We start from the raw sequence: 13,130 nt of genomic DNA, 5'->3' as shown, positions 1-13,130 counted from the left end.
TGCATCATCAGAAGCGACTTATATTGCACTGCAAGCAGTCTTATAGAGGACTTGGCCTTGACCCGAGCGCAAATCGGCCGCATTCTCGCGGTCGCCCGCGTGTTTTTCGCCGCGGTGCATCCCATGAATGATTCCAGAGAGTGCGTAACATGACCGAGAGAGTGAACTGCCATCGCCTGCAGGTGGCTGCGAATCTGAAGCGTTTCATCGAAGAAGAAGCCCTGCCGGGCACCGGCGTAGATGTCGCCGCCTTCTGGAAAGGCTTCGACGCACTGGTACACGATCTCGCCCCGAAGAACCGCGCCCTGCTGGCCGAGCGTGACCGCCTGCAGACCGAGCTCGACAAGTGGCACCGCGCCCACCCAGGCCCCGTCACCGACATGGCCGCCTACCGCGCCTTTCTCGAGTCGATCGGCTACCTGTTGCCGCAGCCGACGGGCGTCAAGGTCGACACCCCCAACGTTGATAGCGAACTGTCCTCGCAGGCCGGCCCGCAGCTGGTCGTGCCGGTGATGAACGCCCGCTACGCGCTGAACGCCGCCAACGCGCGCTGGGGTTCGCTGTATGACGCGCTGTACGGTACCGATGCCATCCCGCAGACCGACGGCGCCGAACTGACCAAGGGCTACAACCCGGTGCGCGGCGCCAAGGTCATCGCCTTCGCGCGCAACGTGCTCGATCAGGCCGCCCCGCTGGTCGGCGCCTCGCACGCCGAATCGACCGCCTACGCCGTGGTCGATGGCAAGCTCGCCGTCACGCTCAAGAATGGTTCCACCGTCGGCCTGCAGCAGCCCGAGAAGCTGGTCGGCTACCAGGGCGACGCCGCCGCGCCGAGCTCGGTGCTGCTGAAGAACAACGGCCTGCACATCGACGTCCAGATCGACCGCAACGGCGCCATCGGCAAGACCGACGCCGCCGGCGTCAATGACCTGGTCATGGAAGCCGCCGTGTCCACCATCATGGATTGCGAGGACTCCATCGCCGCCGTCGATGCCGACGACAAGGTCGTGGTCTATCGCAACTGGCTGGGCCTGATGCAAGGCACGCTGACCGAAGACCTGGAAAAGAACGGCAAGACCATCACCCGCCGTCTCAACGCCGACCGCGAATACACCGCGGTGGCCGGTGGCACGCTGCGCCTGCACGGCCGCTCGCTGCTCTTCATCCGCAACGTCGGCCACCTGATGACCAACCCGGCCATCCTTGACGGCGAAGGCAACGAGATCCCCGAGGGCATCCTCGACGGCGTCGTCACCACGCTGATCTCGATGCACGACCTCAAGCGCAAGGGCAACTCGCGCACCGGCAGCATGTACATCGTCAAGCCGAAGATGCACGGCCCGGTCGAAGTCGCCTTCTCCGACGAGCTGTTCGGTCGCGTCGAGGACCTGCTGGGCCTGCCGCGCAACACGATGAAGATGGGCATCATGGACGAGGAGCGCCGCACCTCGATCAACCTGATGGCCTGCATCGCCGCCGCCAGGAGCCGCGTCGCCTTCATCAACACCGGCTTCCTCGACCGCACCGGCGACGAGATGCACACCGCCATGGAGGCCGGCCCGATGATCCGCAAGGGCGACATGAAGACCAGCGCCTGGATCCAGGCCTACGAGCGCAACAACGTGCTGGTCGGCCTCACCGCCGGTCTGCGCGGTAAGGCCCAGATCGGCAAGGGCATGTGGGCCATGCCCGACCTGATGGCAGCCATGCTCGAGCAGAAGATCGCCCACCCGAAGTCCGGCGCCAACACCGCCTGGGTGCCGTCGCCGACCGGCGCCACGCTGCACGCGCTGCACTACCACCAGATCAACGTGGCCGCGATCCAGCAGGAGATGGAGAAGATCGACCTGGCGGCCGAGCGCGATGCGCTTCTCACCGGCCTGCTGACCGTGCCGGTCGCCGCCCAGGCCGATTGGAGTGCCGAGGCCCGCCAGCAGGAACTGGACAACAACTGCCAGGGCATTCTCGGTTACGTCGTGCGCTGGGTGGAGCAGGGCGTGGGTTGCTCGAAGGTGCCCGACATCAACAACGTCGGCCTGATGGAAGACCGCGCCACGCTGCGCATCTCCAGCCAGCACATCGCCAACTGGCTGCGCCACGGTGTCGTCAGCGCCGAGCAGGTCGATGCCACGCTGCGCCGCATGGCCGCGGTGGTGGATGGCCAGAATGCCGGTGATCCCGCCTACCGCCCGATGGCGCCGAACTTCGACGACTCGGTGGCTTTCCAGGCCGCCCGCGCGCTGATCTTCGAAGGCTGCGCCCAGCCCAGCGGCTACACCGAGCCGCTGCTGCACCGCTACCGCCAGGTCTTCAAGGCCAAGGTCGGCGCCTGATCGACCTCAGGCTTCGAACGAAAACGCCGGCCGCTGTGCCGGCGTTTTTTTGGCTGCCGCCAGCGGGCGGCCAGGGTGGGCGCTGCGTTCCGGGCTTCAGCCGCAGACCCGGTTGCGTCCCTGTTCCTTGGCGAGGTAGAGCCATTTGTCGGCGCGGTCGATCCAGTCGGCCAGCGCCTCGCCAGGCGAGTACTGCGCAACGCCGAAGCTCGCGGTGAGGTGGATCGGCTTGTCGTTTATCGTCAGTGGCTCGGATTCCACCGCCACGCGGATCCGTTCGGCCAGCGCCCGCGCCTGATCGAGCGTGGTCTCCGGCAGCACGACCACGAACTCCTCGCCACCGTAGCGCACCACCCAGTCGATGTGGTCGCGGACCTGGGCCTTCAGGCTGGCACTGAAGGCGCGCAGCACCTCGTCGCCGGCGTTGTGACCCCAGGTGTCGTTGATGCGCTTGAAGTGGTCCGCGTCGGCGAACACGATAGCGAGCGGCCGCGCATAGCGATCGGCGCGCTCGACTTCGTCGGCGATGCGCTCGTCGAACAGGCGGCGGTTGAAGCAGCCGGTCAGCGTGTCGGTGGTCGATAGCGCGCGGATCGACGCCAGTGCGCCTTCGAGATCGCGCGTCCGTGCGGCCACCTGATGGTCGAGATCGCGGATGTGGCCGTCGATGCCGCGCTGCAGGATCTGGAAGCCCTCGACGACGAGGTCGATTTCGTCGCGCTGGTGGCGTGGGCCGCGGTCGACCGTCAGCGGCGTGGTCAGCCGCTCGGGGGACAGCGTCTTGACGAACTCGGCGATGTGGCGCAGCGGCCCGAGTTCGCGCCGCAGGGCGACCAGAATCATGCCGCACATCAACAGCGTCAGCACGCCGTAGCCGAGCAGGCCGACGCCGACGGTGGTCGCCAGCTCGCGGTAGAAGGCGCGGGTGTCGGCCACGATCTCGAGCGTGCCGATGCGCTCGCCCTGGCGGGTCGGATTGGGTACGTCGAAGCGGCGCGCCTCGGCGTAGTCGAGCGCGTCCGGGTCGCCGGCCTCGAAGACCCGACCGACGTCGGTCACCAGGCGCACGTGGCCGATCGCGTGCTGGCTGGCGAGCTGGTTCAGCTGGCGCCGGATGGCATCGGGTTCGATGTCCCACACGGCGACTGACAGCAGGGGGACGTGGGTCAGGCCGACTGCCTCGATCGAGCGGGCGAAGCGCTGCTTCACCTCCTGCCACAGGTGCAGGGTCTGGACGCCGCCGATCAGCAGTGCGCAGGCGGTGGCGTAGAGCAGGATGCGCCTTGCCAGCCGGGCGGCGATCGAGTGGGCGGGAGTCTCGCTCATCGGGCTTCCGCTCCGTCCAGCAACTGGCGGAAGCTGAAGTCGTAGCGTTTGAGCTCCGGGTTGAGCGCCTTGCTGAAACGGCGGAAGTCGATGGTGCCGAAGTGGCCCGACCCGTAGCGCCGCTCGAAGGTGTCTGCGTCGCGTACGCTGAACAGCGGAAACACCGAGGCGCTGAGCTCGAGGCCCTCGCTGTCGGCGAAATCGATGCCGTGATGATGGTCGTAAAGCATCACCACCGCCCAGGCGCCGAGGATGAAGTGGCCACCGGACAGCGCCGTCAGGCGCCCCTCGCGCAGTGCCTTGGTGGCCTCGCCCGAGGTGTTGATGCCGCTGAACCAGGCGTCGCGACCGGGTCGTCCGCCGCGCGCTTCCCACGACGCCATGGCGCCGAAGGCCATCTGGTCGCTTGCCGCCCACACCAGACGCGCATGCGGAAAGCGCTGGAACAGCCAGGCGCTCTGCTCCGTGGCCTTCTCGCGGCTGAAGGCACCGAAGACTTCCTGGTCCAGCACCGCTTCGCCGGCCTCGTCGACCGCCTTGTGCATGCCTTCGCTGCGCCGGATCGATGACGGCGTGGAACGATCGCCGGCGATTGCCAGCAGATGCAGCTTGCCGTCGGGCCCGAAGGCACCGGCCTCGCGGCCCTTGTCGATGAGTGCCTTCGCGGTGAGGTAGCCGGCCTCCTCTGCGCGCGGTTCGATCGAGCCGAGCCAGTGGCGGTGCGTATCGCGCGGGGTGCCGACCAGCGCGCGCTCCTGTGCCCCCTGTATGCCGTTGTAGACGAGCAGGGTCCTGAGGCCGGCCTCGTCGAGGATGCGCAGCGCTTCGGGGGCCACGCCGGCTTCATTGACCAGCATGACGTAGTCGGGGCGTCGCTCTGCCGACCGTGCCGCGAGTTCGCGCACCACATCGAGCGCGGCGAGATGTTGGCGTTCGAGGTAGATGAGTTCGAAGTCGACGCCCAGGGCGCGCGCCGCCGCCTCGGCCGCATGCGCTGACGTATTCCAGAAGGTCTCGCTGGCGCGCCCCGGGTTGATGAAGGTCACCGACATCGCCCAGGCGGGCGACAGCACCGCAGCGAGCAGCGAAACGATCATCAGGCGCAGGGTCGGGCGCATTCGGGTCTGGTCTTTCCTGGACGATGCCACGGCAGCGGGCGGCGGAGAGGCTGCCCAATTCGGGGCGTTGCGGCGGGAGCTGGCATTCTACTTGAGGAGCATGGCTCTGTTGTGCGTTGCAGCACATGCACGCATAAAAAGCCGCCCGGTCCGGCGCGCTACAATGCCCGGCCATCGCCTTTCGGCCTCGGACGTGCTTCGTCCGATGCCTGGCCATTCCCTCATCATCCGTGCCATGTCCGACTCATCCCCGCTGTTTCGTCTCCATGCCGATGTCGACACCCGTGTCGGCGCGATACGCGATGCGCGTCCGGACTGGCCCTGCAGCAAGGGCTGCGATACCTGCTGCCGTCGGCTCGCCGACGTGCCGCGTCTGACGGCCGCGGAATGGGCGCTGCTGAAGGAGGGCTTGCGGGGGCTCGATCCGCAGCGCCTGCTGACGATCCGGGACGAGGTCGGCACCCTGGCCCGGGGCGCGACTGTGCCGATCGTGTGCCCGATGCTCGACCGCGCAACCGGTGCCTGCCCGGTCTATGCACACCGACCCGTGGCCTGCCGCACCTACGGCTTCTACGTGCAGCGCGAGCTGGGGCTTTACTGCAGCGACATCGAGGCGCGCGTGGCGCAGGGCGAGCTGGCCGACGTCGTGTGGGGCAACCAGGACGTCATCGATCGCGCGCTCGCGGCGAGCGGCGAAACACGCAGCCTGACCGAGTGGTTCGCGCTCACCTTCTGAATCGATCTTCATGCCCGTACAGCACAGCGTCCTGCTCGCCGTCCTCATCGTCGCGCTGACTTCCCTCGGTCCGTTGTCGACCGATTTCTACCTGCCGGCGCTGCCGGCCATTGCGCGGGCGCTGGGCACGGACACGGCCGGGGCGCAGCTCACGCTGTCGGTCTACCTGCTCGGCTTCGGTTTCGGGCAGTTGCTGATCGGTCCGTTGTCCGACCGCTTCGGGCGACGGCCGGTGATGCTGTGGGGCATGGCGGTATTCGTGCTGTCCTCGGCGGCCTGCGCGGTGGCGCCGACGATCGAGACCCTGGTGGCGGCGCGGCTGGTGCAGGCCTTTGGCGCCTGTGTGGGGCCGGTGCTGGGGCGCGCGGTGGTGCGCGACGTGTATGGTCCGCACGAGGCGGCGCGCGTGCTGTCGCACGTGGCGACGGCGACGGCGCTGGCGCCGCTCGCGGCGCCCATCCTTGGCGGCTGGTTGAGCGCATCCTTCGGCTGGCGCTCGACCTTCATCACCCTGACCGGCTATGGCCTGGTGCTGACGGCCATGGTGTGGACAGTCCTGAAGGAGACCAACCGCCACCCCGATCCGCAGGCGATGCAGCCGTCGCGCATGGTGGCGAACTACGGCGTGCTGCTGGCCGACCGCGTGTATCGCGGCGCACTACTGACCGGCTGCGGCGCCTTTGCGGCCTTGTTTGCCTTCATCTCGGGCTCGCCCTTCGTCTACATCGAGCTTTACGGCATGTCGCCGCAGCAGATGGGCTTTGCCTTCGGTGCCAACGTCACCGGCTTCATGGTCGGCACCGTGCTGTCCGCGCGGCTGTCGCGCCGCTTGGGGGCGGGGTGGATGATCCGCAGCGGCGTCCTCCTCGGTGCGGCCTGCGGCCTGCTGATGGCCGGCCTCGCGCTCGCGGGCGTGAATCACCCGGCCGCCATAATGGGGCCGATGTGGGGCGTGACGATGGCCATCGGCCTGGTGATGCCCAATGCGACGGCGCTGGGGCTGGCGGGCTACCCAAAGATGGCCGGGGCGGCGGCCTCGCTGATGGGCTTCGTGCAGATGGGGCTCGGCGCCGGCGCGGGCATGATCGTCGGCCATGGCGTGCAGGCCAGCGCGACGCCGCTGGCGCTGACGGTGGCGGGCGGGATGCTGTTCAGCCTGGCGACCTGGGCGCTGTTGCTGCGCCGCTGAGGTCGGACACGGGCGGCGCGGCCCGCTGCCCTCAGTGCTTCTTCGACAGGCCCTGCATCGCCCGAGCGAGGCCGTCGAGCGTCATCGGGTACATTCGATCGCCCATGATCTCGCGGATCAGCTCGATGGACTTGCGGTAGTCCCACAGGCGCTCGGGTTCGGGGTTGAGCCAGGCCGCGGCCGGGTAGGCGTCGAGCAGGCGGCGCAGCCAGGTGGCACCGGCCTCGGCGTTCATGTGCTCGACCGAGCCGTGCGGGTGCAGGACCTCGTACGGGCTCATGGTCGCGTCGCCGACGAAGATCAGCTTGTAGTCCGGTCCGTACTTGTGGATGACGTCGAACACCGGCGTGCGTTCGGCATGGCGCCGCCGGTTGTCGCGCCACACGCCCTCATACACGCAGTTGTGGAAATAGAAGTACTCGAGGTGCTTGAACTCCAGCCGGCAGGCCGAGAACAGTTCCTCGCACACCTTGATGTGGTCGTCCATCGAGCCGCCGACGTCGAGGAACAGCAGCACCTTCACCGCGTTGTGGCGCTCCGGGCGCATCAGCAGGTCCAGCCAGCCGGCGTTGCGCGCGGTGGCGGCGATGGTGCCGTCGAGGTCGAGCTCCTCGGCCGCGCCCTGGCGGGCGAAGCGGCGCAGCCGGCGCAGGGCGACCTTGATGTTGCGCGTGCCCAGCTCCACCGAGTCGTCCAGGTTGCGGAACTCGCGTTTGTCCCACACCTTGACCGCCGTGCGGTTGCCGGCCGATTCGCCCCCGATGCGGATGCCTTCCGGGTGGGTGCCGTTGTTGCCGAAGGGCGAGCTGCCGCCGGTGCCGATCCACTTGTTGCCGCCCTGGTGGCGTCCCTTCTGCTCCGCGAGGCGCTTGCGGAACTCGTCCATCAGCTTGTCCCAGCCAAGCTTTTCCAGCTTTGCGCGCTCCTCGGGCGTCAGGTGTTTCCGCGCCATCGCGCGCAGCCACTCCTCCGGGATCTCGGCGTCGAGGCCGGGAATCTCGGTCACGCCCTTGAAGTACTCGCCGAAGGCCTGGTCGAAGCGATCGTAGAGCGATTCGTCCTTGACCAGGCAGGCCCGCGCCAGCATGTAGAAATCGTCGATGGACGGGCCGCAGACGTGCGCCTGCAGCGCCTCGAGCAGGGTCAGGAACTCGCGCGTTGACACCGGCAGCTTGCGTGCCTTGAGGTGCAGGAAGAAGTCGATCAGCATCGTCGAGGCTCCCGGGCCGGGCTCAGATGTCGAGTTCGATGGCCCACAGCATGGCCTTGAGGTGGCAGTCCGAGGCACGCTGCGCCGAAATGCCGCGCGCGTCGGCGAGGGCATGCAGGCGGCTGGGGTCGGTGTCGCCCCGTTCGCAGGCGATGGCGAGTTCGAGCAGCGGGAACAACGGGCCCTCGCCGCGTCGTAACGCCGCCTCGATGTCGGGATCCAGCGCGAGCGGAGCGAGCACCTTTTCCAGCGGCACCTGCATGATCACGTCGGCGAGCGAGAGCAGGCCGACGAGGAACAGGGCGTCGGCCTTCAGTTGCGGGAAATCGTGGCCGAGCAGTTCCATCAGGTGGGCGCGGATGAGTGCGGTTTCCAGCGCCGCCGCGGCGCGCGCATTGCGGCCGTCGGTGCTGCAGGCGAGCAGCACCAGCCAGCGGTACAGGCGCTCCTGGCCGAGCATTGCCAGTGCGTGCTCGATGGACGAGATCGGTGTCGGCAACGCATTGGCGGCGGAATTGACGTAGCGCAGCAGGCGCAGCGAAAGCGCACCGTCTTCCTTGAGCAGAGCGGCCAGTTCGCGAGTCTCGGCGTCGTGGCGCAGGCGCCCGATGAGCGCTGCGATGCGCAGGCTGTCGGGGCCGAGCTCGTGTTCGCTCCAGTCCTCGCGGCTGGTGATGAAGGGGCCCTGGAACAATGCAGCGCCTAGCTTGAAAGCGAAGCGGAAATCCTCGAGCGAGGGAACGTCGCGCGTGAACAGGCGGGCGTGCGGCGCATGCTGGCTGATGAGACCGCTCAGCTGCAGGCCGCGCCGCGCATCCAGCGCGGGCGCACGCACGACGACCACGTCGGCCAGCGGCAGCAGCGGACCGTATTCGGGTGTCACCAGCGGATCGGGCAGGCCGAAGCCGAAACCGCGCTGCTTGAGTGCCTCGATGACCGGAAGCAGCGTTTCGGATGGCACGCAGCCTTCCTCGTGATGCGGCGCGGCGATCAGCACTACCTGGCTGGCCGGCAGTTCGTCGAGGCAGGGATGGCCGAGGAAGGAGTCCGGAACCTCGAGGAAGGCGCGGCGGTGCCCGAGCAAGCGGCCGATGTCCGCCCCGATCAGGCTGCGCACCAGCACTTCCGCGTAGAGGTGGTGGATGCGGCGGCTGCTGTGGTGGATGCGGTTGCGCGTGCTCTCCTGCAGCATGAACTGGTAGCCGGCGATGCGCTGATCACGGCCGAGCACCGCTTCGCGGCACAGAAAGGTGGCATTGCTCGTTGGCGCGTTCTCGCCGACGGCGGTATCGCGCAGCGGCGCGTCGCGGTTGAGCTGCTCGAAGTCCGCCGGCCCCGCGGCCGGTGCCAGCTGTTGCGGGGTGGGGCGGCGACGTCCGGACAGCCAGTCGAAAAGGGCCTTGAACATGCGCTTGCGCGGCGTCAGCGGTTGTGACGGGACATGAACACCAGGCGCTCGAACAGGTGCATGTCCTGCTCGTTCTTCAGCAGTGCCCCGTGCAGCGGCGGCACGACCACCTTGCCATCCTGGCTGCGCAGGGCCTCGGGCGGGATGTCCTCTGCCACCAGCAGCTTGAGCCAGTCGATCAGTTCGGAGGTGGAGGGTTTCTTCTTCAGGCCGGGAACCTCGCGCAGGCCGAAGAAGACCTCGAGCGCCTCGGTCAGCAGCTGCTTGCGGATGCCGGGGAAGTGCACATCGACGATGCGCTGCATCGTGTCGCGGTCGGGGAAGCGGATGTAGTGGAAGAAGCAGCGGCGCAGGAAGGCGTCGGGCAGCTCCTTCTCGTTGTTCGAGGTGATGAACACGATCGGCCGGTGCCGCGCCCGGATGGTTTCGCGCGTCTCGTACACATGGAACTCCATGCGGTCGAGTTCGCGCAGCAGGTCGTTGGGGAATTCGATGTCGGCCTTGTCGATCTCGTCGATCAGCACCACGGTCGGGCGCTCGGCCTCGAAGGCCTGCCACAGCACGCCCTTGACGATGTAGTTGCCGATGTCCTTGACGCGGTCGTCGCCGAGCTGCGAGTCGCGCAGGCGCGAGACGGCGTCGTACTCGTACAGGCCCTGCTGCGCCTTGGTGGTCGACTTGATGTGCCACTGCAGCAGCGGCAGCCCGAGTGCGGCCGCGACTTCCTCGGCCAGCATCGTCTTGCCCGTGCCCGGTTCGCCCTTGATCAGCAGCGGACGCTGCAGTCGGATCGCCGCATTGACGGCGAGCATCAGGTCGGGGGTGGCAACGTAATCGGCCGTGCCCTCGAAACGAAGGGTGGACATTCGGGAATCCTCTGATTTATTTACGAATGATTATACGGCTAGCGTTACGGAAAACCGGCGAAACGACCGCGCCAGGGCTAAGCACGATGAATAGCGATTGCCCGAGCTGGGGCGGACCCTATCGACAACGGCTTGTGCAGCATCCCCCCAACGGAGGAGTCAACATGCAGGGACGATATCTGGTTTGCGGTCTGGTGCTGGCGGTTTCGGCCTGGCCCGCGCTGGCAGTCGAGGGCGACGCCGAGGCGGCGAAGGGCAAGATCTCGATGTGCATCGGTTGTCATGGCATCGAAGGCTATCGCACCACGTTTCCACAGGTCTATTCGGTGCCCAAGCTGGGAGGCCAGCATCCGGAGTACATCGTCGCTGCACTGCAGGCCTACAAAGCCGGCGAACGCAGCCATCCGACCATGCAGGGCGTTGCCGGGGGACTGTCCGAGCAGGACATGGCCGACCTGGCGGCGTATTACAGCGCCGCGCGCTGAGGGGACGAGCCATGCGATTCGATCGACTGTCCTCGTTGTTCCTGTCTCCGCGCCTGGTGCGCGGCCTCGTCGTTGCGGCCATGGCGGCGGTTCTCGCGCCGGCGCAGGCCGCGGGCGACCCGATACGCGGCAAGCAGAAGTCCGAGGTCTGTGCCGCCTGCCACGGCGCTGATGGCAACAGCCCGACGCCGGCCTTCCCGCGCATCGGCGGCCAGCACCCGGACTACCTGCTGCAGGCGCTGCTCGACTACAAGGCCGGCAAGCGCAAGAACCCGATCATGGCGGCGCAGGTCGAGCCTCTGTCGAAGCAGGACATGGCCGACCTGGCCGCCTGGTACGGTGCGCAGCAGGGCCTGTACGTGAAACGCTGAGCGTGAGGGCCGGCTTTCCGCATCCGACCACCGCGTCCGACCACTGACGCGCCCGCCTGCGGGTGCTAGGATGCCGGCCCCATGCGCATCGAAAACCTTCGCGCCCGCCTGCGGGAACTGGGCGCCAAACCCTGCCACGAAGACCGCCTGATGCGGGCCTGGCTGCAACGCCTGCCGCTCGACGGCGGCCCGCGTCCGCAGGAACACTTCCTGCCGCTGGCATTGCGCCAGGCCCTGCCGGTGCTCACCGCTGAGCTCGACGGACTCGCCCGCCTGCGTTCGCAGCATCCGGGCGAGGACGGCTCGTCCCGGCTGCTGGTCGAGCTGGCCGACGGTCAGACGGTGGAGAGCGTGCTGCTGCCGCGCGACGGCCTGTGCGTGTCGACCCAGGTCGGCTGCGCGGTGGGCTGCGTGTTCTGCATGACCGGCAAGGACGGCCTGCTGCGCCAACTCGCCAGCGCCGAGATCGTCGCCCAGGTGGCGCTGGCGCGCAGCCTGCGCCGGGTGCACAAGGTGGTGTTCATGGGCATGGGTGAGCCGGCGCACAACCTCGACAACGTCGTCGAGGCGATCGAGACGCTCGGCACCGATGGCGCGATTCCGCACAAGAACCTGGTGTTTTCCACGGTGGGTGACGAGCGCGTGTTCGAGCGCCTGCCGCAGATGCGGGTGAAGCCCGCGCTGGCGCTGTCGCTGCACACCACGCGCGCCGGGTTGCGCGCGCAACTGCTGCCGCGCGCGCAACGTATCCAGCCGGAGGCGCTGGTCGAACTGGGCGAGGCCTATGCGCGCGCCACCGGCTATCCCATCCAGTACCAATGGACGCTGATCGAGGGCGTCAATGACAGTGCCGACGAGCTGGAAGGCATCGTCCGCCTGCTCGCCGGCAAGTATGCGGTGATGAACATGATCCCGTTCAACACCGTCGAGGGGCTCGACTTCCGCCGCCCGAGCTGGGAGAAGGCGGCCGACGCCGCGCGCTGGCTGCATCAGCGTGGCGTGCTGACCAAGCTGCGGCGCTCCGCCGGCCAGGACGTCGACGCCGGCTGCGGGCAGCTGCGCGCCCGCGAGATCAAGATCGGCTTCGTTGCGCGCGAACGCCGGCTGGCCGAGCGCTCCGCCCAGTCATGACGGCGCACGCGCTGCACTGCCGCCTGCCCTTGCCCGAGGGCTTTCGCATGGCGGACGTGCTCGCGTTCCACCGCCGCGACCCGCAGCAGCTTGCCGAGCGCACGTTCGAATCGGATGCCGGGGCCGGGCTGGACAAAGGGCTGGTTTGGAACGGACGGCCCGCCTGCCTGGAGATTCGCGTCACCGGGGACGCGGTGCATGCCCGCTGCGTCATCGACGAGGCGCCGGCGGCGCGCGCCGGCGATGGTGATGGCGATGCGCAAGACGCGCTTGCCGGACTCGTGCGCCACATGCTGGGTCTGGACCAGCCGGTCGAGACCTTCGAGCGCGCCCATGCCGGGCATCCGCAGCTCGGGCCGCTGCTCGCACGCAATGCCGGCCTGCGCGTGCCGCAGGCGGCCACGCCCTTCGAGGCCCTGAGCTGGGCGATCGTCGGCCAGCAGGTCAGCCTCGGTGCGGCGGTTGCGCTGCGGCGCAAGCTCATCCTGGCCGTGGGCCGGCATCATTCCGGCGGCCTGATGTGCTACCCGGACGCTTCCAGTCTGTTGCAGCTCGACGCCGGTGCCCTGCGCGCGGCTGGCTGCTCGCAGACCAAGGCCGAGGCCTTGCTCGCGCTGGCCCGCGCGGTGGTCGAGGGCGAATTGCCGCTGGACCACTGGATGGAGCTGGGCCGGCACGGGGATGCGGGATCGACGCTGCCGGTCGATGAGATCCGCGCCAGATTGCTTGCCATTCGCGGCATCGGGCCGTGGACGGTCAACTATGCCTTGCTGCGCGGCTTCGGCTGGCTGGACGGCTCGCTGCATGGCGACGCCGCAGTGCGCCGCGGCCTGCAACACCTGATCGGATCTCCCGAGCGAATCGGCGAGCGCGAGGCCGAGCGCTGGCTGGCGCCGTTCTCGCCGTGGCGCGCGCTGGTCGCCGCGCACCTGTGGACGCTCAAGGCCGGCGACTGAG

General features: G+C 68.2%; 12 protein-coding genes. 7 read left to right on the top strand and 5 right to left on the bottom strand.

The genetic code is table 11. The annotated features are described in order from the left end of the window. Positions 1-149: 149 nt before the first annotated feature. Positions 150-2,333 carry a malate synthase G gene (locus CGK74_RS11790; RefSeq protein WP_094268669.1) on the top strand — a complete coding sequence of 728 codons (2,184 nt, stop codon included), beginning with the start codon at positions 150-152 and terminating at the stop codon, positions 2,331-2,333. A 96-nt stretch (positions 2,334-2,429) separates the two neighbouring features. Here the strand turns inward: CGK74_RS11790 and CGK74_RS11785 are convergent, their stop codons facing one another. After that, positions 2,430-3,659, bottom strand: a complete 1,230-nt coding sequence (locus CGK74_RS11785) for a sensor domain-containing diguanylate cyclase (RefSeq protein ID WP_094268668.1) — start codon at positions 3,657-3,659, stop codon at positions 2,430-2,432. Continuing rightward, positions 3,656-4,777 carry an ABC transporter substrate-binding protein gene (locus tag CGK74_RS11780; RefSeq protein ID WP_094268667.1) on the bottom strand — a complete coding sequence of 374 codons (1,122 nt, stop codon included), beginning with the start codon at positions 4,775-4,777 and terminating at the stop codon, positions 3,656-3,658. The genes CGK74_RS11785 and CGK74_RS11780 overlap by 4 nt, the downstream gene beginning before the upstream one ends. 235 nt (positions 4,778-5,012) lie before the next feature. On the opposite strand from CGK74_RS11780, the gene CGK74_RS11775 reads away from it, so the two are divergent. After that, positions 5,013-5,513, top strand: a complete 501-nt coding sequence (locus CGK74_RS11775; protein ID WP_094268730.1) for a YkgJ family cysteine cluster protein — start codon at positions 5,013-5,015, stop codon at positions 5,511-5,513. Between the two features lie 10 nt (positions 5,514-5,523). After that, the gene (locus CGK74_RS11770; protein ID WP_094268666.1) at positions 5,524-6,702 is read left to right on the top strand and encodes a multidrug effflux MFS transporter; all 1,179 of its coding nucleotides are present in this window, start codon (positions 5,524-5,526) and stop codon (positions 6,700-6,702) included. Positions 6,703-6,733: 31 nt separating this feature from the next. Here CGK74_RS11770 and CGK74_RS11765 read toward each other — a convergent pair whose 3' ends face one another. Genes CGK74_RS11765 through CGK74_RS11755 form a run of 3 tightly spaced genes read right to left on the bottom strand, consistent with a single transcriptional unit; the run spans position 6,734 to position 10,186 of the window. After that, on the bottom strand, positions 6,734-7,912 hold the full coding sequence (locus CGK74_RS11765) for a vWA domain-containing protein (RefSeq protein WP_094268665.1): 1,179 nt from the start codon (positions 7,910-7,912) through the stop codon (positions 6,734-6,736). 22 nt (positions 7,913-7,934) lie between these two features. Then, complete coding sequence (locus tag CGK74_RS11760; RefSeq protein ID WP_094268664.1) at positions 7,935-9,320, bottom strand: EAL and HDOD domain-containing protein; 1,386 nt, start codon at positions 9,318-9,320, stop codon at positions 7,935-7,937. A 14-nt stretch (positions 9,321-9,334) separates the two neighbouring features. Continuing rightward, positions 9,335-10,186 (bottom strand): AAA family ATPase, encoded by an 852-nt coding sequence (locus CGK74_RS11755; protein WP_094268663.1) that lies wholly within the window; start codon positions 10,184-10,186, stop codon positions 9,335-9,337. 164 nt (positions 10,187-10,350) lie between these two features. On the opposite strand from CGK74_RS11755, the gene CGK74_RS11750 reads away from it, so the two are divergent. From CGK74_RS11750 to CGK74_RS11735, 4 genes are all read left to right on the top strand, one after another. Then, the gene (locus tag CGK74_RS11750) at positions 10,351-10,671 is read left to right on the top strand and encodes a c-type cytochrome (RefSeq protein WP_094268662.1); all 321 of its coding nucleotides are present in this window, start codon (positions 10,351-10,353) and stop codon (positions 10,669-10,671) included. 11 nt (positions 10,672-10,682) lie between these two features. Next, positions 10,683-11,042, top strand: a complete 360-nt coding sequence (locus CGK74_RS11745) for a c-type cytochrome (RefSeq protein ID WP_206186238.1) — start codon at positions 10,683-10,685, stop codon at positions 11,040-11,042. A gap of 81 nt (positions 11,043-11,123) precedes the next feature. After that, positions 11,124-12,173 carry an RNA methyltransferase gene (locus CGK74_RS11740; protein ID WP_094268661.1) on the top strand — a complete coding sequence of 350 codons (1,050 nt, stop codon included), beginning with the start codon at positions 11,124-11,126 and terminating at the stop codon, positions 12,171-12,173. Next, positions 12,170-13,129: a DNA-3-methyladenine glycosylase family protein gene (locus CGK74_RS11735; RefSeq protein ID WP_094268660.1), complete on the top strand. Its 960-nt coding sequence runs from the start codon at positions 12,170-12,172 to the stop codon at positions 13,127-13,129. The genes CGK74_RS11740 and CGK74_RS11735 overlap by 4 nt, the downstream gene beginning before the upstream one ends. Position 13,130: the final 1 nt, after the last annotated feature.

This window comes from Thauera propionica, from assembly GCF_002245655.1.
Classification (GTDB): domain Bacteria; phylum Pseudomonadota; class Gammaproteobacteria; order Burkholderiales; family Rhodocyclaceae; genus Thauera; species Thauera propionica.
Note: the sequence above shows the minus strand (reverse complement) of the source record. Positions and strands in the feature narration are given on the sequence as shown.

Coding starts and splice junctions, on each gene's coding strand:
- CGK74_RS11750 (WP_094268662.1), top strand. CDS start 10,351: ATGCAGGGACGATATCTGGTTTGCGGTCTGGTGCTGGCGGTTTCGGCC.
- CGK74_RS11775 (WP_094268730.1), top strand. CDS start 5,013: ATGTCCGACTCATCCCCGCTGTTTCGTCTCCATGCCGATGTCGACACC.
- CGK74_RS11740 (WP_094268661.1), top strand. CDS start 11,124: ATGCGCATCGAAAACCTTCGCGCCCGCCTGCGGGAACTGGGCGCCAAA.
- CGK74_RS11735 (WP_094268660.1), top strand. CDS start 12,170: ATGACGGCGCACGCGCTGCACTGCCGCCTGCCCTTGCCCGAGGGCTTT.
- CGK74_RS11790 (WP_094268669.1), top strand. CDS start 150: ATGACCGAGAGAGTGAACTGCCATCGCCTGCAGGTGGCTGCGAATCTG.
- CGK74_RS11780 (WP_094268667.1), bottom strand. CDS start 4,777: ATGCGCCCGACCCTGCGCCTGATGATCGTTTCGCTGCTCGCTGCGGTG.
- CGK74_RS11785 (WP_094268668.1), bottom strand. CDS start 3,659: ATGAGCGAGACTCCCGCCCACTCGATCGCCGCCCGGCTGGCAAGGCGC.
- CGK74_RS11770 (WP_094268666.1), top strand. CDS start 5,524: ATGCCCGTACAGCACAGCGTCCTGCTCGCCGTCCTCATCGTCGCGCTG.
- CGK74_RS11755 (WP_094268663.1), bottom strand. CDS start 10,186: ATGTCCACCCTTCGTTTCGAGGGCACGGCCGATTACGTTGCCACCCCC.
- CGK74_RS11765 (WP_094268665.1), bottom strand. CDS start 7,912: ATGCTGATCGACTTCTTCCTGCACCTCAAGGCACGCAAGCTGCCGGTG.
- CGK74_RS11760 (WP_094268664.1), bottom strand. CDS start 9,320: ATGTTCAAGGCCCTTTTCGACTGGCTGTCCGGACGTCGCCGCCCCACC.
- CGK74_RS11745 (WP_206186238.1), top strand. CDS start 10,683: ATGCGATTCGATCGACTGTCCTCGTTGTTCCTGTCTCCGCGCCTGGTG.